Annotated in this window: 16 protein-coding genes; 13 read left to right on the forward strand and 3 right to left on the reverse strand. The window is 33.2% G+C overall.

What is annotated here, in order from left to right; all coding sequences use genetic code 11:
• Positions 1 to 144: 144 nt before the first annotated feature.
• The gene (locus tag ISP08_RS00405) at positions 145 to 1,674 is read right to left on the reverse strand and encodes an MFS transporter (RefSeq protein ID WP_195719362.1); all 1,530 of its coding nucleotides are present in this window, start codon (positions 1,672 to 1,674) and stop codon (positions 145 to 147) included.
• Between the two features lie 99 nt (positions 1,675 to 1,773).
• On the opposite strand from ISP08_RS00405, the gene ISP08_RS00410 reads away from it, so the two are divergent.
• Positions 1,774 to 2,583, forward strand: a complete 810-nt coding sequence (locus tag ISP08_RS00410; protein ID WP_195718919.1) for a MerR family transcriptional regulator — start codon at positions 1,774 to 1,776, stop codon at positions 2,581 to 2,583.
• 636 nt (positions 2,584 to 3,219) lie between these two features.
• On the opposite strand, the gene ISP08_RS12920 is transcribed toward ISP08_RS00410, so the two are convergent.
• On the reverse strand, positions 3,220 to 5,670 hold the full coding sequence (locus ISP08_RS12920) for a YSIRK-type signal peptide-containing protein (RefSeq protein WP_195718920.1): 2,451 nt from the start codon (positions 5,668 to 5,670) through the stop codon (positions 3,220 to 3,222).
• Between the two features lie 391 nt (positions 5,671 to 6,061).
• Positions 6,062 to 6,973 (reverse strand): hypothetical protein, encoded by a 912-nt coding sequence (locus ISP08_RS12840; RefSeq protein WP_244138701.1) that lies wholly within the window; start codon positions 6,971 to 6,973, stop codon positions 6,062 to 6,064.
• On the opposite strand from ISP08_RS12840, the gene ISP08_RS12845 reads away from it, so the two are divergent.
• The 12 genes from ISP08_RS12845 (at position 6,918) to ISP08_RS00475 (ending at position 20,540) form a co-directional block, all read left to right on the forward strand.
• Positions 6,918 to 7,745 carry a poly-gamma-glutamate hydrolase family protein gene (locus ISP08_RS12845; protein WP_244138702.1) on the forward strand — a complete coding sequence of 276 codons (828 nt, stop codon included), beginning with the start codon at positions 6,918 to 6,920 and terminating at the stop codon, positions 7,743 to 7,745. The two genes, ISP08_RS12840 and ISP08_RS12845, sit on opposite strands and share 56 nt — an antisense overlap.
• Positions 7,746 to 8,191: 446 nt before the next feature.
• The gene (locus ISP08_RS00425; protein WP_195718922.1) at positions 8,192 to 9,499 is read left to right on the forward strand and encodes an LLM class flavin-dependent oxidoreductase; all 1,308 of its coding nucleotides are present in this window, start codon (positions 8,192 to 8,194) and stop codon (positions 9,497 to 9,499) included.
• A 54-nt stretch (positions 9,500 to 9,553) separates the two neighbouring features.
• The gene (locus ISP08_RS00430; protein WP_195718923.1) at positions 9,554 to 11,347 is read left to right on the forward strand and encodes a solute:sodium symporter family transporter; all 1,794 of its coding nucleotides are present in this window, start codon (positions 9,554 to 9,556) and stop codon (positions 11,345 to 11,347) included.
• Positions 11,348 to 11,488: 141 nt separating this feature from the next.
• Positions 11,489 to 11,998, forward strand: a complete 510-nt coding sequence (locus ISP08_RS00435; RefSeq protein ID WP_195718924.1) for a DUF805 domain-containing protein — start codon at positions 11,489 to 11,491, stop codon at positions 11,996 to 11,998.
• 535 nt (positions 11,999 to 12,533) lie between these two features.
• Positions 12,534 to 13,355, forward strand: a complete 822-nt coding sequence (cntK, locus tag ISP08_RS00440; protein ID WP_195718925.1) for a histidine racemase CntK — start codon at positions 12,534 to 12,536, stop codon at positions 13,353 to 13,355.
• Positions 13,356 to 13,364: 9 nt separating this feature from the next.
• Entirely contained in the window at positions 13,365 to 14,183 is an 819-nt protein-coding gene (cntL, locus tag ISP08_RS00445) for a staphylopine biosynthesis enzyme CntL (RefSeq protein ID WP_195718926.1), read from the forward strand.
• Positions 14,176 to 15,474, forward strand: a complete 1,299-nt coding sequence (cntM, locus tag ISP08_RS00450) for a staphylopine biosynthesis dehydrogenase (protein WP_195718927.1) — start codon at positions 14,176 to 14,178, stop codon at positions 15,472 to 15,474. Before cntL ends, cntM begins: the two co-directional genes overlap by 8 nt.
• Before the next feature lie 96 nt (positions 15,475 to 15,570).
• Complete coding sequence (gene cntA, locus ISP08_RS00455; RefSeq protein WP_195718928.1) at positions 15,571 to 17,169, forward strand: staphylopine-dependent metal ABC transporter substrate-binding lipoprotein CntA; 1,599 nt, start codon at positions 15,571 to 15,573, stop codon at positions 17,167 to 17,169.
• 15 nt (positions 17,170 to 17,184) lie between these two features.
• Entirely contained in the window at positions 17,185 to 18,117 is a 933-nt protein-coding gene (opp1B, locus tag ISP08_RS00460; protein ID WP_195718929.1) for a nickel/cobalt ABC transporter permease, read from the forward strand.
• On the forward strand, positions 18,117 to 18,986 hold the full coding sequence (gene cntC / locus ISP08_RS00465; protein ID WP_196931183.1) for a staphylopine uptake ABC transporter permease subunit CntC: 870 nt from the start codon (positions 18,117 to 18,119) through the stop codon (positions 18,984 to 18,986). Before opp1B ends, cntC begins: the two co-directional genes overlap by 1 nt.
• Positions 18,983 to 19,798 carry a staphylopine uptake ABC transporter ATP-binding protein CntD gene (gene cntD / locus ISP08_RS00470; protein ID WP_195718931.1) on the forward strand — a complete coding sequence of 272 codons (816 nt, stop codon included), beginning with the start codon at positions 18,983 to 18,985 and terminating at the stop codon, positions 19,796 to 19,798. Before cntC ends, cntD begins: the two co-directional genes overlap by 4 nt.
• Positions 19,791 to 20,540: an ABC transporter ATP-binding protein gene (locus ISP08_RS00475; protein ID WP_195718932.1), complete on the forward strand. Its 750-nt coding sequence runs from the start codon at positions 19,791 to 19,793 to the stop codon at positions 20,538 to 20,540. The genes cntD and ISP08_RS00475 overlap by 8 nt, the downstream gene beginning before the upstream one ends.
• Positions 20,541 to 20,549: the final 9 nt, after the last annotated feature.

Genomic DNA, 20,549 nt, shown 5'->3' on the forward strand with positions numbered 1-20,549 from the left:
TTTGAGAAATTATATTTGTTCACATACTAAACATATTTAACCTATTTAAAATTATCTTTAATCAATAACAAAAATATCAAATTAGAAGATATATATAAGCAAAACTCTCGATAACTATAAAATTATCGAGAGTTTTATTTATATTTAGTGATTTTTAGTAATATCATATTTTTTTGGAATAAGGAAATAAATAACGATAGCGATAGCTACAATACCAATTCCTCCAATTAGTGCTGTATCCATTAATGCAATATTAAATGAATGTGTTGCTTGTTCATACATCTTTGTTAAATTATGCTTACTTGCAAAATTTAATGTGTTAGCTATTGATTCATTCGCATAATTCAATTCACTTGGCTTTAAATTAAGATTTTCAAATGATTGTATATTCAAACTAGATCGATATATCAATGTGGCTATACTACCTAAAATTGCTACGCCTAATACATTGCCCAGGTCATAGACCGTTTCTTCAATCGCTGCAGCACTACTAGCTCTCTCTACTGACGTGCTAGACATAATTAATGTAGATGCTACTGCTAAGGATCCTACTCCAGTACCAACCATCACTAATGTTGGAATGATATCATTATAATTAAAGGTAACTGGTAACCAATACATATAAATCAATCCAAACCCAGAAATAATAAGTCCACCAACAATTACAGATCTAGCTCCAATTCTCTGTGCTAACCACGGAGCTATAATTGTTGCAATAATCTCACCTATTGCCATCGGTAAAATATAAATCCCTGTTTGTAAAGGTGAAAATCCTTGTACTAATTGCAACCACTGTGATATTAACAAAATAAGCGCTGACATTCCGAAGATAGAAATCAATGCAGAAAGTATACCTGCTGTAAATATATTGTTTTTAAATAAAGATACATCTAATAACGGATGTGTCGCACGTAAATTTCTTTGAATAAAGATAATCAATAATCCTACCCCTAGTAAGAATATAACCCACGTCAAACCGTGTGTTAATCCTTCTTTAGAAAATGATTTAATACTCCACACAATTGCCATCATACTAAATAGAGACAATATTGCTGATAGCAAATCAAATGATTTACTCTGCCGTGTTTTATATTCTGGTAATACAAATAATCCAACGATGACTGCTATAATAGCTATAGGTACGTTGATTAAAAAGGTAGAATGCCACGAAAACTTCTCTAATAATATACCCCCTATAATTGGACCTAGCACGCTTCCAAAACCTGTAATTCCTGCCCACACAGATAAAGCAATGGCTCGTTCTTTCGCATCTACAAAGATAGTACGAATCATAGATAATGTTGTCGGCATAATCATCGCTCCAGCCATTCCCAGTATGGCACGAATAACAATAATTTGAGTTGCACTAGTGACAAATACAACCATTAGTGAAGTAACACCAAAAATTAAAAAACCTAATAATAATATTTTTTTTCTGCCCCAACGATCTCCAATGAAGCTCATCGTTACAATTAAACCAGCTAATATTAATGAATATATATCAACGATCCAAAGCTGCTCAATTGCCGTAGCCTGAAGCTCTGCCACAATTGCAGGTAATGCCATGATAAGAATGGTCATATCCATAACAATGACAAATAAACTTATTGATAATACTAATAAAGCACTCCAACGCTGTTTAGTTGGTAAAATGTTCGGATTAGTCATACCCATATTTTCGCTCATAATAATCTCCTTTTTGTGATATATTACAGACTTTAAACTATGGTGTTACACTAGAGTCAATACTAAAATAAAAAAGGAGATAATTTCATGAATACTTTACATTTATTAAAAACAGGTGCCTTCTCCAAAGTCTGTAAGGTTTCTAAAGATACAATATTCCATTATGAAGAGTTAGAACTACTGCTACCATTTTATAAAAATGAAAAAGGATATCGTTTTTACCATAGACAACAAGTTGAAACTGTATATTTAATATCAGTGCTCCAAGATTTGAACATGTCGTTAAAAGAAATTAAATCATTCATTAATGAGTTAAATCCTGAGAAATCCAAAAATAAATTATTAGAGGAAAGTTACAATATTGATTTGAAAATTGATAATTTACAAAAAGCGAAACAGGGATTAGAACATCAAATAAGTGTTTTAGATTTTGCGCAAAAGATAGATTTTTCTCAAATTAAACTTGAACAAGTGCCTGATGAACCTCTCTTTATCAGTAAACCATTGAAAGATGTCAATAATTTAGAAGAAAACATAGCTGATTTTTATTTGTTGTGTAGAGAAAAATTTGGACTAGCATTATCTATTGGTATTATGTTAAATAAAGAGGAAATATATCAAAATACAAATGGTGATTATAATTATAAATATTTATATATCCGCATGAATAGCGATACAAGCGTACTCAAAAGTGCAGGATTAGAATTAATAGCCTATCACATTGGCGATTATGAAAATATAATAGAAACATATAAAAGAATGATAGATTATATTGAAAATAACCAGTTAGAAATTATTAATTTCAGCTATGAAGATCCAATATATGATATTCTATCAGTTCAACAAAGTACTGACTATGTGACTAAAATCAATATACCTGTACGAAAATGTTTATAATTATAAAATTTTAAGTAAATGCTATCTTTCATGATGAATCAATAGAGATTATCAATAAGACATCCTATAATCATACAAGTCAACCGCTTAAAATAGAAGAAATAGTTTTTGAAGAAGCAGAAACACTAAGTACATTGATATATAAATATACACCTAATGAAAATAATTGATTTATAAAAAAGACTAACTGAATAATGAACAGTTAGTTTTTTAGCAAATTAACTAATAAGGGGAAGCGTATCACAAATGATGAGGTTTTTGACAAGGTTATCACTCATGGTAAAAATGTTTATAGAGCTCAAACCCTTTATTAATAAATTGCTTCACTTAGAGGTAATAGCATTGTAGATAATCATATTGTCAGTTTACATAATAAACAAAGATTAAAGGTATTACGACTAAGTTGTTCGTCAATATAAAGGAACCGACTTAGAAGCAAAAACTTTTAACTTAAAAGAGCAACCTCTGTGTCTAGAGGTTGCTCTTCATTATTGATAAAAACCGACAAAATATATTAAATATTCACATTTCTCTTATTAAAAACTCGCTAATATAAACTCCATATATTAAGTAAAGAAAAGTTATTTTTTCACTTTTATAACCACTTTACTTATGCTGAAATTACTTAAGTAACTATTAATCTTTCTTGAATGATTTTTTTCGTCTAAATAATAATAGTATTGCACCTACTATTGCTATAAGAGTACCATATATGGAGTAATTATCTTCATTATAGCCACCAGTACTTGGTAATTTATCAATATTATCTTTTGGTTTGGTCATTTTGGCATCGCTTGTATTCGCTATCATGCTTGGAGAATTACTTGTCATATTTGTAGTTTCTGTGTTGCCCATCGTGTTTGTATTGTCTGATTTTCCTGGGTTACCTGGATTATCTGGGTTGCTAGGATTATCTGGATTGCTTGGATTGTCTGGATTGCTTGGATTATCCGGGTTTCCTGGATTGTCTGGATTGCTTGGATTGTCTGGGTTGCTTGGATTATCCGGGTTACCTGGATTGTCTGGATTGCTTGGGTTATCTGGGTTGCTAGGATTATCTGGGTTGCTAGGATTATCTGGGTTGTCTGGATTATCTGGGTTGTCTGGATTATCTGGGTTGTCTGGATTATCTGGGTTGTCTGGATTATCTGGGTTGCTAGGATTATCTGGGTTGCTAGGATTATCTGGGTTGTCTGGATTATCTGGGTTGCTTGGATTATCTGGATTACTTGGATTGTCTGGATTGCTTGGATTATCTGGGTTGTCTGGATTATCTGGATTGCTTGGATTGTCTGGGTTGTTAGGGTTATCCGGGTTGCTTGGGTTATCCGGGTTACCTGGATTGTCTGGATTGCTTGGGTTATCTGGGTTGCTTGGATTATCAGGGTTGCTTGGATTATCCGGGTTGCTTGGGTTATCTGGGTTGCTTGGATTATCTGGGTTGCTTGGATTATCTGGGTTATTCGGATTGTTTGGTACCTCACAAACTTCATTTATATAGGAAACTTGTTTAGGTGATAGACTACTTTTCACATAATCTAATTGTGCATTGTTAATTACTTCTTCAGACATTCCTTGTGCGCGCATAGTTTCCTTTTTAAGTTCTAATTGTTTTTGAAGATCTTCTTCATTCCACGTGCCACTTACATGTGCACTAGTGGAAAGCAAGTTGTCGCTAAAGTTTTGTGGTGTATCAAATTTCTTAGTAAATATCATACCAAAGGCACTATTGGCTTCTATATCACCAAAATCAATAATAGCTACATTACCTTCAAATCTTATATTTTGTGGTATGAGTTTTTTTGTATAATAACTTGTACCGTTATTTGAAACAGCAGGATAATATCTGTTAACTACCCAGTCTGTTACATCTTCTTTTGTTACATCTTCATAAGGTAAAGTCACTCTTAATTCTGCATTATTTATAGCGTGGTCAGTCGCAAATACAGCTCTCCAATATTGTGCTTTAGTAGCTTCATTAGGACCATCTTGCCAATGTTGTACCTCTAAATTACCTGGTCCAAAATTTTCTTTATCCGTTGCGTTAGGATGATTATTTGGATTTTTCACTTTCTCTATATAACCATTATTAGAATAGTCATCCAAGTTAGTGTCCATAACACTTTTTGCATTTAGGTCAACTTTATTTGTATATTCAATCGTTACTTCATCAGCAGTACAATTCTCTGATGTCTTAACTCCTTTTTTAACCGTTTGTGTAGTTTCTGGTAAATAGCCATTTTGATCTTTAAAGTAAGTAAGCTTTCCATCTTTATCTTGATCATTGTTACTATTTGGTTCAGCTTCACTTGAAATTGTACTTTGATTTGGATATTGTTTTTCAGCATAACTTGGTGTTTCAGATGTATTTGTATTGTCTTGTTCATCTGTATCTTCATCATTAGTTGTAGCATTTGAATCGGCTTCTTTATCATCAGATGTTTCTGTAGCTTCATCATTACCTTTTGTAGTTTCTTCAGATGTATTTATTTCTTTCGAATTTGTATCATTTTGTGACGATGTATCTTCATCATTAGTTGTAGCATTTGAACCGGCTTCTTTATCATCAGATGTTTCTGTAGCTTCTTCATTACCTTTTGTAGTTTCTTCAGATGTATTTGTTTCTTTCGAATTTGTATCATTTTGTGACGATGTATCTTCATCATTAGTTGTAACATTTGAATCGGCTTCTTTGTCATCAGATGTTTCTGTAACTTCATCATTACCTTTTGTAGTTTCTTCAGTTGTATTTGTTTCTTTTGAATTTGTATCATTTTGTAACGCTGTATCTTCGTCATTAGTTGTAGCATTTGAATCGTTTACATTATCATCTGTTTTTTCTGTAATTTCTTTTTTTATAGTTGGAGTTTCATCGTCGTTTTGTTTTGATGTTTCTTTCGCTTCAGAAACATCTTCATTGACTGTATTTTCTTTAACTGTTGTTTGATCACTCGTAGTTGAAGTATCTGTTTCACTTGCATGTGCTTCATTATGTAAACCTATTACTAAAAATGTCCCCAATAAAATAGACCCTGTCCCAACCTTAAACTTTCTTAAAGAAAACCTCTGAAAATTACCTTTTTTCATATATACATCCCCATTCTTTAATATAAAATTACATGTTTCTTAACTATTTATATCCTATGATAAATAAAAAAGCAACAAAATTTTGCACCATTTATTAAATTTCAATAGTTATTATAATTTTTTAACAAATGATACTAATTCTTTACATTTTGATAGTTGAATAAATAATATTATTATGTCTCATTAAATATATGAAAAATATATAGATGAGAGTATGAGTAGTTATGGTATTAGCCATTTTAAACTTTTATTATTGTAATAATATATTTAGTGTCTTCAGTATATTTTTAAATATACTTGTGATAAGTAATTTATTGCTTTGTTGCTGTATGTTTTTACTAATGTTATAAGTTCTTAATTTTAAGTTAAACAATAATTTAAATATTGCTTTTTAAAAAGCATTGTGTATTATTAAAATTATAGAAAACATTAAGGGGAAAAGAATGAAAATGAATACGAATATACGTACTTTTTCTAGTAAGAAATTAGTGCTAGGGCTTGTAACGACTGTTATTGGGATTAGCACAATTGCTTTAGTAAGTGAAAATGCACATGCGAGTACTTCAACAGTAAAATCACAAATAGTAGCAAAAACAACTAAACCAACGACAACGATGAAAACAGTAAAGCCTGTAGCGGTAAAAAACACAACAACAAAAGCAGCTACAAATGTAACGACTAAAAAATCACAAGCAACAGTAAAACCTATAGTGCAAAAAGCACCAGTGACGAAGAAACCGAGTACAACAACAAAAGCACCGGCGATAACAACGAAGAAACCGAGTGCAACAACAAAAACACCGGCGACAACAACAAAGAAACCGAGTGCGACAACAAAAGCGCCGACGACAACAACAAAGAAACCGAGCACGACAACAAAAGCACCGACGACAACGGTGAAGAAGCCGAACACAACAACAAAAGCGCCGACGACAACAACACCGAAACCGAGTGCAACAACAAAAGCACCGACGACAGCAACGAAGAAACCGAGTGCAACAACAAAAGCACCGACAACAACAACACCGAAACCGAGTGCGACAACAAAAGCGCCGACAACAACACCGAAACCGAGCACGACAACAAAAGCGCCGACGACAACAACGCCGAAACCGAGTACAACAACAAAAGTACCAACAACAACAACGACGAATCCGAGTACAACAACAAAAGTACCAACAACAAAGACGCAGCCTTCAAATACAATACCAACGCCGCCGACCACAAAACCAAACACATCATCGACAGTGCCTACACCATCTGCACCAGTACAACCAAGCACAATAACAAAATCACCAGTCAAGACAAGTGAAGAACCACAAAACACAGTAACTCCCAAAATCGAAAATACGAACACTCAAGATAATACATTGCAGTCACAAGGAACAATAAAAGCAACTCCAGAAACGGGTACAGAGACAGGTAATGCAACGCGTAAACAAGATTATTATAAGTCTATGACAGAATTATACAATGATACGACAGAAGGCATCGACTGGAAGAAAGATACGCGAAATGTTGGAAAACCAGTATTGATAGTGGCACCACATGGCGGAAACCTTGAACAAGGGACTTCAGAATTAACAAAATTAGTGGCAAATAATGGTGATTTTGATTATTTTTCATTTGAAGCGATACGTCCATCCAACAATACTCAGTTACATGTAACATCTACAAATTATGATGATGCAACTTTGCATGACATGATTCAAGATCGAACAGCTACAATTTCAATACATGGCGCCCAAGGGGAAGAACAACTCGTATACTTAGGTGGTTATCAATCATCGCTTAGAGATGCCATCCAAAGCCAACTTGAACTTAAAGGATTCGTAGTGAAAATTCCGCCAGAATACCTTGGTGGACTGGGTAATAATAATTTTATTAATAAAGTAGAGGAAAGCACAGGCGTTCAATTAGAGCTAACGACTGCTTTAAGAAAAGCATTTTTCAAAAATGAAGACACGAGCACAGCATCACGAAAAAAAATAGAAAATTGGACTACCACTATGTATGACTTTGCTGAAGCGCTTAATGCTGCAATCAAACAAGTCTATCCAGAAAACCAAGGATAATACATTGGATTTATTGATAAAGTAGCACGTCTCAAGTTTTTAATTTCAATAAGCAGACTTCTTTTAATAAGATAAGGACCTCAATGCGTATTTATTGTGGTGCCCTCATTTTCTCAGAATAAAATAAAAACACTTTCGTTGAATTCATAATATAAAATGAATTTATTCGAAGGTGTTTTTTTATGTAGAGAATGTATCAGCAATGTTATTTAATTTTTTCCATTCTTGATATGAGTATGAAGATGAAACAATATTTGTTGCATCAACAGTTTTTTAATTAGCACATATTTATATAAAATACCCATTAAAATTATCAACAAATTTTATAGGTAAATTTTACTTTTGAAATAATTATTTTTTAAAATTGTAAATTGACTCTATAAAAATATAATGATACTATAATCCTTATTAATCCAATCGGAATAATAAATTATGGAGGGGTAAAGATGAAAAGAATGAAATTAGGATACTTTTTAACGGGCTTTGGTCACCATGTTGCAAGCAGTAGACATCCAGATGCATTAGCACATGGAGGAATGAATTTAACGAAGACAATTGAACAAGCAAAACTTTTAGAACAAGCAAAATTTGATTTTCTATTTATGGCAGATAGTTTATATCTTGATGAGAAAACACATCCAGATATGTTTACATTTTTCGAGCCAATTTCGTTAATGTCGATTATAGCTAGAGAAACAAAGAATCTTGGTCTAATTGTGACGGGTTCTACTTCTTTTTCAGAGCCATTCAATTTAGCTAGAGTCTTTTCATCTTTAGATCATTACAGTGATGGCAGAGCCGGGTGGAATATTGTGACATCAGGTATTAATAATACAGCTAAAAATTTTAGTGGAGTAAATAACGTGGATCATGACTTAAGATACGATCAAGCGGAAGAATTTGTCGATATATCTAAGCAATTGTGGGATTCATGGAGAGATGTCAGCCCAGAGCGACTTCACTCTGCTGGAGGGTTCTTTGATGAAAAAAAACCTGAACCGATTAACTATGAAGGAAATTTTTATAGTGTTAGAGGACCATTAAATATAGAACAATCACCTCAAGGTTATCCACTTCTGGTTCAAGCTGGTTCTTCTAAAAAGGGAACTGCATTTGCCTCAATACATGCAGAAGTTGTGTTTACAGCACAAAATGATATCGATAATTCAGTTACTTTTGCTCATAATTTAAAAGAGCAAGTTGCTGAAAAACGGGGTCTAGAACAAGAAATTGTTATTATGCCAGGTATTTTCCCATTTGTTGGAGAAACACGAGAAGAAGCTGAAGCCCACTATAAAGAATTACAAGATTTGATAGTTCCAGAGATGGGATTAGAATTATTGTCTTCTTATTTAGGTGACACAGATTTAAGCGGTTATGAGTTAAGTACCCCATTTGAAAATGTTCATATAGATAGAGGTAATAATATTCAAAGTCGCGTAGACCTAATTAAGGACACAGCTAAGAAAAATAATTCAACGTTGGAGGATGTAATGAAACATGTTGCTGGCGCAAGAGGCCATCATATCATAGTAGGAACGGCTGAAGATGTGGCAGACAGGATGGAAGAATGGTTTACCCGCGGTGCCGCTGACGGATTTAACATAATGCCTCCGTTAAACCCTACGCAATTTGAACTATTTGTGAATAAAGTTGTTCCAATATTAAAAGAAAGAGGTTTAGTACAAACGGAATATAATGCAGGTACATTAAGAGAAAAGTTAGGATTAAACACTAATAAAGCTCATAGTTAACCTGTGGTCTTTTCAATTAAGATGGAGTGAATACTTTAGGAGGTAGGGAGAAATATGTATATAGCATTTACATTAATATCATGTGCATTTTTTATTGGTATCGTAGCTTGGTATTCCTATTATAAGACTAAAAATACTATTAGTAGTTCAGGAGGATTCTTCCTAGGAGGTCGAGGGTTAACAGGTGGTTTTATTGCAGGTGCATTAATACTAACTAATTTATCTGCAGAACAGTTAATAGGTTTAAATGGACAGGGCTATCAAAACAATTTATCTAGTATGGGTTGGGAAGTTACAGCAGGTTTCTCTGTTATTATATTAGCTGCAGTTTTACTACCAAAATATTTGGGTGGTGCATTTACCACACTTCCAGAATTTATAAATAATCGCTTTGATAAACAGACTCGCTTATTAATTGTCTTGTTGTTTATGGTTGGCTATGGTTTCATAACTATACCATCTGTACTATATTCAGGTTCTTTAGCTGTATTACAAATATTTGATATACCAAACATGTTTCATATAACATACGAGCAATCTATATGGGTTATTGTTTGGGTTATCGGCATTATCGGTATGTTATATGCTATTTTAGGTGGTTTAAAAGCTATTGCTATTTCAGATACTTTAAATGGTATAGGGCTTTTGATAGTGGGCGTCTTAGTACCAGTACTTGGTTTTATTGCATTGGGTAATGGTAGTTTGTTAGAAGGTATGAAGACAATTGCGACAGATCATCCTGAAAAATTAAATGCCATTGGTTCTAACAAAGATGATGTACCATTTGGTTCGATTTTTACAGGAATGATATTTGCTAATTTATTCTATTGGGGCACTAATCAATATGTTATTCAAAGAACATTAGGGGCAAAGAATTTAGCTGAAGGCCAAAAGGGAGCATTATTTACCGGGTTTCTAAAAATACTAGTCCCTTTTCTTATGATGATTCCAGGTGTCATTGCATATCATTTATATGGGTCACGATTAAAGAATATGGATTTAGCGTATCCTACGTTAGTAAAAGATGTATTTCCTACCTTTTTAGATGGCTTCTTCTTAGCCGTATTACTAGGTGCTGTATTTTCTAGTTTTAATGCATTATTAAATAGTGCATCAACGTTATTTGTTTACGATATTTATAAAATACTAATTAATAAAAAAGCTACAGATAGACAAATGATAAGGGCAAGCCAATGGTTTGGTGTGATTTTGGCATTGACGACTTTCTTTATTTCGCCAATGTTAATGAATGCTCCACAAGGATTATGGACAATCATTCGCCAATTCACAGGTTTCTTCAACATACCAATTATAGCGATTGTATTGGTTGGTATATTTGCAAAAAGAGTTCCTCCCATTGCACCTAAAATAATTATTATTTCACACGTAATTGTTTATTATTTATTGATATGGGGATTACCAATGTTCTTTAAATATGAAATGACGATTAATTTTATATACATACAAGGGCTCTTATTTGTAATAGAAGTGCTAGTAATGTTGATTATAGGAATGACAAATCCATTAGATACACCATTTAAATTTAGTCCAAACCCTAAAGTAGATATGAGGCCATGGAAATATACAATACCAGTTACAGTTCTCTTGTTAGGGTCTATTGTTTTTACATTTATATTGTTTTCACCAATTGGTTTAGCAGCACAACATCATATTGTATCGTCATGGTTTTGGCCAGCTATAGTATTATTAGCGATAATTGTTGTAACCTTTTATTATATAGGATTAAGACAATGGAGTAAGAAATACGAAACAACCTTAAAGCAACAGTATAATAAAGAATTATTTAGAGACTTGGACGAAAGTGAGTTATCTGGAGAGAACAGTTAATTCGATTTATATAGCTATACTAAATTTAAGACTGTAAACATATATATTATTTTTAATATGTATACAATATTTTAAAACCTGATTGCTATCTACAACTTTATTTTAGTACACTGTAATTATCAAACTTATAGGGGAGTTTAAATGGACAGTTCACAGAATCAAGTTATCGAGAGTTACAAGGCATTTTGGACACGTTTTATTGATGTTAATGGAAGGTCAACACGCCCTGAATTTTGGCATCCTTTCTGGATAAATTTTTTAATATCTTCTGTTTTAGGAATTGTATCAAGTGGTTTACTTAGTGGCTTATTTGCAATAGTTATTATTATTCCTACTTTTACTGTGATGGTAAGACGCTTACATGATACAAATCGTACTATGATCCTTGCTATCATTTCTTATATTAGTGGATTTATTACAATGATTGCTACAACGCTATTTATAATAGGTGTTATTATTATTGTTGCCAATACAGAAAGTCATGGTTTGCTCGGCACTACAGTTATGGCTGGTATTTTCGGTACCGTAATTGCAGGATTGGTCACACTTTATACTTGGTTTGTACTGATACTTGCAGGTAATAAAGAACCAAATAAGTACGGCACAGGAGGCAGTTGCGAAACTGATATTGAAGTATATACACAACAATAAATATTAAATATTGATGGCTGGAACATATTCAAAGGGTTTATGTTCCAGCTTTTTTGTTTACTTAATAGTGTTATATGTTATTTATCTTATTTTTAAATATTAGTCACTATTTTTCGCAAATATGGAAAAGTATAATTGAGCGCAAGTAAATTTATGACAACTGTGATAAATCTAATTAACTAAGAATATTATAGATTGTATTTAACAATCAAAATCTATAAAGCTTCATCATTTACAGTACTTTTTAAGTATAAGTGAATGATTGAAGCTTTATTTTTTATGTAAATCTAAAAAAGTACATAACATACAAGAAATTTATTCATAATTTAGACTAAATGCTGACAAAGTAAATCAAGATTTTAAATAATTCTTAATTGAAAAATATTATCATTTGTATTGACAAGCATAAAAACTCGATATATTATATTAATCAAATCGTAACTATTTCGATTTATTTTGACTGTGCAATAATTTAAAGTTTTAAATCATTGTTAGCAGGCTTATATAAATCAATTTTAAATAGAAGGAGAGTTATATGAATCGAAAGGTTATAGAATTTTCTAAGTATAATCCATCGGGGAATATGACGATACTCGTGCATTCAAAACATGATTCAAGAGATTATGCAAACATAGCTAACCAATTAATGACAACGAATCATGTTTGTTGTGAGCAAGTAGGATTTATAGAGTCCACCAATACGGATTTGAATAGAAATTATCATTTAGTTATGAGCGGAAATGAATTTTGTGGTAATGCCACAATGTCATACATACATTATTTACAAGAAAACAACATATTACAAAAAAGGCAATGTGCAATAAAAGTTTCAGGATGTTCGGGATTGGTTGAGTGTGAAGTACATAGCAATCAACATTATGAAGTCAGTATGCCCCAAGCACAGCACGTATCCGCAATAAAGCTTAATATTGATCGGCAACAATGGAATGCGATAGAAATTGTATATGAGTCTTATGTGCATTTTGTTATTCCTGTCACTGAAGTGACTAAAAAATTGCAACATCAGGTTGAAAAATTTGTCCTTCAGCAAACATGGAGTAATGAATATAAAACGATAGGTATCATGCTATTTGATGAACAACGTCAGTTTCTTAAACCACTTATTTTTATACCAGAAATGAAAAGTTTAGTGTGGGAAAATAGTTGTGGTTCTGGTACTGCGTCGATAGGTATTTTTAAAAATTATAAAATTGAAAGTGCATGCGAGGATTTTATAGTTCATCAGCCAGGTGGCAACATATTAGTAACATCTAGGAAATGTCCAAAGTTTGGGTTCCAAACTTCCATTAAAGGGCGAGTCTCAACTGTCGCAACAGGAAAAGCATTTATAGAATAGGAGACTGAAATGAATAATTTAGAGAAAGAGATTAGCGTTATATTACATAAATATTTATTAAATTTTGAAACACTATATGAAAAAGTCTTAGAAAATAGTGACTGCATTGATGCATTAGAAGCATTAGTGGATGAGTATAGTCAGTTTATATTAAATCCAGTTTTTAGAAGGTTGTATGAAGATTGGGAAGATGAAGTGATAAAAGCACATCTTACGAAGAGACTTCAATTCATATCAGCCCAATGCGTTAAACAAGTAGAAGTTATTCGAGCGCAACGTTTATTAGACGGTAAGGCTTCTACTTCAGGCTACTTTGATAACATCGAGCACTGTATTAATGAGGAATTTGGACAATGTCATATAACTGAAAATGACAAATTATTGTTAGTTGGATCTGGGGCATATCCTATGACGCTCATTCAAGTAGCTAAAGAGACTGGCGCTTCTGTTATTGGTATTGATATTGATCCAACGGCGGTTGATTTAGGGCAAAGAATTGTTAAAGTATTAGCACCAAATGAAGATATAGAGATTACAGAACGGACAGTAAATCAATTAGTAGATATCAAAACAGTGACGCATATTATATTTAGTTCAACAATTCCAATTAAATATGACATATTAGAGCAACTCTATGATTTAACGAATGAAAATGTAGTTGTTGCAATGCGATTTGGTGATGGCATCAAAGCACTGTTTAATTATCCTTCTAAGGAAACTAGCCTAGGAAAATGGCAATGTGTAGATAAACGTATACAACCTAATCAAATTTTTGATATTGCTTTATATCGTAAGGCAGCAATAGGGGTGGGTGTAGCGGATGTCTAAAATATTAATTATAGGTACAGGGCCAGTTGCAATTCAATTGGCCAATCTGTGCCATCTAACGACAGACAAACAAATAGATATGGTAGGTCGTGCCTCAACCTCATTGAAATCAAAAAAATTACTTCAAGCATATCAAAGAGATAAATTCTTTGAAGTCACGACACAAAATGATGCACATAAACAAATGGCTGGTCGCTTTCAAATTAACCATTTATATGCAGATATACAAGATGTTGAAGGGATATATGACACGATTATTATGGCATGTACTGCAGATGCATATCATAGTACATTGGCACAACTATCAACTGCAATATTAGAAAAAGTAAAACATATCTTGTTAGTATCACCTACATTTGGTTCACAAATGATTGTAGCGCAGTATATGGCTAACTTTAATAAAGACATTGAAGTTATATCATTTTCTACATATCTAGGTGACACACGTTGCTATGATACTGAGCAACCTAATCATGTTGTAACAACTGGGGTGAAGTCCAAGTTATACGTAGGTTCTAATCGTGATCATTCGGCCACAATTGCTTTTTTAAAAGATGTGTTCAAGCAATTTTACATAGTTTTGAAAGATATGCCAACGCCTCTACATGCTGAAACACGCAATAGTTCTTTATATGTACACCCACCATTATTTATGAATGATTTTTCATTAAAAGTCATTTTTGAAGGGGCAGAGATACCTGTTTATATATATAAGTTATTCCCAGAAGGTCCCATTACGATGACACTCATTCATGAAATGCGTTTAATGTGGAAAGAGATGATGACTATTTTAGCGAAATTTAGTGTGCCGTCAGTCAACCTTTTGGAATTTATGGTGAAAGAAAACTATCCTGTGCGGCCTGAGACATTAGCGGATGGTGATGTTTACAAGTTTGAAAAGTTACCAGCCATCCATCAAGAATACTTACTATATGTGAGATACACAGCAATATTAATAGACCCGTTTTCAGATCCTGATCAACACGGGCGCTACTTTGATTTTTCGGCGGTACCGATTAAGGAACTTTATGAAAATGAACAAGGAGTGGTTCATATACCACGTATGCCAAGTGAGGATTATTATCGTACTTCAATTATTCAACATATTGGCAAGTTGTTGGGTGTTAAGACACCAATGATTGATACATTTATGAAGCGTTATGAACAATATTGTCAGGACTATAAAAAGCACAACCATAACCAACAACTATCATCACAATTCAACATGAACTTATTTAATGATGATAAATCTTTGGTAGAAGCGTTTTTAGATACCAAAGGTAAGATTTAGTGACAGGGATTTGTAATATAAAAATATTAAATAATAGGTATGCGCCACACGATTATAAGTGATACTACAATTTTTAAATGAGAAAGAGGAAAAATAATGAACAAACTAACTAAGATAACTGCATTAATATTTACATCAGGTGCTATTTTAGCGGGATGTGGAAACGATAAAGGCATAGAGGAGAAGAAAAAGAATAAGCAGTTAACGTATACAACAGTGAAAGATATTGGAGATATGAATCCACATGTCTATGGTGGATCTATGTCTGCAGAAAGTATGATTTATGAGCCACTTGTACGTAATACTAAAGACGGTATCAAGCCATTATTAGCTAAAAGTTGGGATGTATCAGATGATGGTAAAACGTATACTTTCCATTTGCGTGATGATGTTAAATTCCACGATGGTACACCGTTTGACGCTGAGGCTGTTAAGAAAAATATTGACGCAGTTCAACAAAATAAAAAGTTGCATTCATGGTTAAAGATTTCAACTTTAATTGATAATGTCAGTGTGAAAGACAAATATACCGTTGCACTTAAGTTAACAGAACCATATCAGCCTGCTTTAGCAGAATTGGCAATGCCACGACCATATGTATTTGTATCACCAAAGGATTTTAAAGACGGTGAAACTAAGAATGGCGTGAAATCATTTGATGGCACAGGACCATTTAAACTTGGTGAACATAAAAAAGACGAGTCAGCCGATTTTAATAAAAACAATGATTATTGGGGCGAAAAATCTAAGTTAAACAAAATACAAGCAAAAGTAATGCCAGCTGGTGAGACTGCCTTTTTATCAATGAAAAAGGGTGAGACAAACTTTGCTTTCACAGATGATAGAGGTACAGATAGCTTAGACAAAGACGCTTTAAAACAGTTGAAAGATACTGGTGATTATCAAGTTAAATATAGCCAACCCATGAATACAAAAATGTTAGTGGCAAATTCTGGTAAAAAAGACAGTCCCGTGAGCGATAAAACTGTAAGGCAAGCTATCGGTCATATGGTAAATAGAGATAAAATATCAAAAGAGATTTTAGATGGCGAAGAAAAGCCGGCAACACAACTATTCGCGAAGAATACAACAGATATTAACTTTGACATGCCTACACGTAAATATGATGTGAAAAAGGCGGAAGCACTATTAGATGAAGCGGGTTGGAAACAAACAGCAGATAGTAAAATCCGCAAAAAAGATGGTAAAGAATTAACAATGACTATGTATTATGACAAAGGTTCTTCTAGTCAAAAAGAACAAGCAGAGTTTTTACAAGCAGAATTTAAGAAAATGGGTGTCCAATTACAAATTAATGGTGATACATCAGACAAAGTTGCAGAACGTCGTACATCTGGTGATTATGACTTGATGTTTAATCAAACATGGGGATTATTGTATGACCCACAAAGTACAATAAGCGCATTTAAAGCACGTAATGGTTATGAAAGTGCAACATCAGGTATCACTAATAAAAATGAGCTTTACCACAATATTGATGAATCATTTAAAATTCAAGATAGTAAACAACGTTCTGATGCATATAAAGACATTTTAAAACAAGTAGATGATGAAGGTATTTTCATTCCTATATCACATGGCAGAATGACAGTCGTTGCCCCTAATGATTTAGAGAAATTATCATTTACACAATCGCAATATGAATTGCCGTTTAATGAAATGCAATTTAAATAAGGGAGTGCATTTATCATGTTCAAATTTATTTTAAAGCGCATGATGATTATGGTTCCACTTATGATTGTAGTATGTTTTATGACATTTTTACTAACTTATATAACAGATGAAAATCCGGCGGTTACAATTTTACATGCGCAAGGCACACCGGATGTCTCACCCCAATTAATTGAAGAAACAAATGAGAAGTACGGATTCAATGACCCGTTATTGATTCAATATATGAATTGGCTATTGCAAGCATTGCAGTTAGATTTTGGTACTAGTTATATTACAGGGGATCCAGTTGCAGAACGTATTGGTCCTGCATTTTTAAACACCCTAAAACTAACTGTTATTTCTAGCATTATGGTAATGATTACATCAATTATTTTAGGTATTGTCAGTGCCTTAACAAGAGGACGATTTACAGATCGTGCGATACGTTCTGTCGCCTTCTTTCTAACAGGCTTACCATCTTATTGGATTGCTTCGATATTAATCATTTACGTTTCTGTAAATTTAAATTTATTGCCAACTTCTGGAATGACAGGTCCTGAAAGTTACATATTGCCAGTTGTTGTTATTACAATCGCATATGCTGGTATTTACTTTAGAACTATTAGGCGTTCAATTGTTGAGCAATTGAATGAAGACTATGTACTTTATTTGAAAGCATGTGGTGTTAAATCGACAACTTTAATGCTGCACGTATTACGTAATGCATTACAAGTTGCCGTATCAATCTTCTGTATGTCTATACCAATGATTATGGGTGGTTTAGTAGTAATCGAGTATATATTCGCTTGGCCAGGATTAGGGCAATTAAGCTTGAAAGCCATATTAGAACATGATTTTCCTGTCATACAAGCTTATGTATTAATTGTGGCTATACTATTTGTTGTGTTTAATACATTGGCAGATATAATTAATGCTCTCTTGAATCCAAGATTAAGGGAGGCATCGTGATGATTATTTTAAAACGTTTGTTACGAGACAGAGGTGCCGTTATTGCTCTAGCTATTATTATCTTATATGTTGTGTTAGGTTTTGCAGCTCCTTTTGTAACAGTGCATGACCCTAATCATATCGATACAGCTAACAAATATAGTGGCATAAGTTTACAACACTTTTTAGGAACTGATCATTTAGGACGAGATATTTTAACGCGGTTAATTTATGCAATTAGGCCAAGCTTATTATATGTTTTTGTAGCGCTCTTTATTTCTGTTTTGTTGGGTGCCATATTAGGTTTTGTTTCTGGTTATTTCCTGGGTTATATTGATGCGCTCATCATGCGTATGTGTGATGTGATGTTAGCTTTTCCTAGCTATGTTGTTACACTTGCACTGATTGCGTTATTTGGTATGGGTGCTGAAAATATTATTATGGCATTTATTTTAACGCGTTGGGCGTGGTTTTGCCGTGTGATTCGCACAAGTGTTATGCAATATACTGATTCAGATCACGTTAAATTTGCCCAGACAATTGGTATGAGTGACTTAAAAATTATTCACAGACATATTATGCCGTTAACACTTGGTGATATTGCAATAATCTCAAGTAGTTCTATGTGTTCTATGATTTTACAAATATCTGGCTTTTCATTTTTAGGATTAGGTGTTAAAGCGCCGACTGCTGAGTGGGGTATGATGCTCAATGAAGCTAGAAAAGTAATGTTTACTCACCCAGAAATGATGTTTGCTCCGGGTATTGCAATCGTTATTATAGTTATGGCATTTAACTTTTTATCAGATGCATTACAAATTGCGATTGATCCAAGAATATCTTCAAAGGAACAACTACGCTCTGTGAAGAAAGGATTGGTGCAATCATGACGCTATTAACAGTACAACATTTGTTTATCAAAGATAGCTGGACAAATCAGCCCATCGTTAACGACGTGAATTTTACAGTGGATAAAGGTGAAGTGCTAGGTATTATTGGTGAAAGTGGTAGTGGTAAGTCAGTTACATGCAAAGCTTTAGTAGGTTTAAATCCTAAGCGTTTAAGTGTTGAAGGGAAAGTGACATTTAATAATGTACAAATGCTTACTTTGTCAGAGATGCAGCTAAGGAAGCATAGAGGTAAAGATATTGCGATGATTATGCAACAAGGTAGCCGTGCATTCGATCCATCTTTTACAGTAGGTAAGCAATTGATTGAAGCTATGAAAGTTCATACGCAACTATCTATTCAAGAAATCGAAGTAACATTGACAGAATTTATGGATTATATGGGGTTAAACAAGCCTAAACAAATATTAAAGTCGTATCCCTATATGTTATCTGGGGGAATGTTACAGCGTATGATGATTGCTTTAGCTTTGGCATTGAAACCCAAACTAATTATTGCAGATGAACCGACGACAACTTTAGACACTATTACACAATATGATGTGTTACAGGCGTTTAAAGATATTAAGCTGAATTTCGATTGCGCCATGATTTTTATTTCACATGACTTAACAGTGATTAACCATATCGCAGATCGAGTAGTTGTGATGAGGAAAGGACAACTCATTGAAGAAGGCACTAAAGAAGCGGTGCTATACCAACCACAACAAGAGTATACTCAGTATTTATTATCCACAAGAAAAAAAGTTAATGATTATTTTAAATCTGTATTAAGGGGAGAATCAAATGCTTAAGATTATGAATGTTGAAAAGTCATATTCGCGTTCAAAAATGTTTCGGCTTAGCATGAACCCTATTGTTAAAGATGTATCCTTTGAATGTCCAGTTGGTAAATCAATTGCAATTATCGGAGAGAGCGGTAGTGGGAAATCAACGTTGAGTAAGATGGTTTTAGGTATTGAGAAGCCTGACAAAGGTTCAGTAACGTTGAATGATCAGCCAATGTATAAGAAAAAGGTAAGAAATCATCAAATAAGTGCGGTTTTTCAAGATTATACATCTTCATTACATCCATTCCAATCTGTGAAAGAACTATTATTAGAAGTAATGTGCCAGTGTGACAATAAATCTAAGACTGTCATGGAGGCACGAGCGATTGAATTATTAGAAGAAGTTGGATTATCGGAAGTATACATGAACAAATATCCAAATATGTTATCCGGCGGTGAAGCGCAACGTGTGGCAATCGCACGCGCCATATGCATGAACCCTAAATATATATTGTTTGATGAAGCAATCAGCTCATTAGATATGTCGATTCAAATCCAAATTTTAGATTTGTTAGTAAATTTACGCTCGAAAAGGCAGTTAAGTTATATTTTTATTACTCATGATATTCAAGCTGCTACTTACTTGTGTGAGCAGTTAATTATTTTTAAAACCGGTAAAATTGAAGAACAAATTGCAACCAAAGATTTACATCTAAGTGTTAATGCTTATACAAAAGCATTGATTGAAAAACAATTATCATTCTAAGGAGCGAGA

The organism is Staphylococcus lloydii, assembly GCF_015775975.1.
GTDB lineage: Bacteria > Bacillota > Bacilli > Staphylococcales > Staphylococcaceae > Staphylococcus > Staphylococcus lloydii.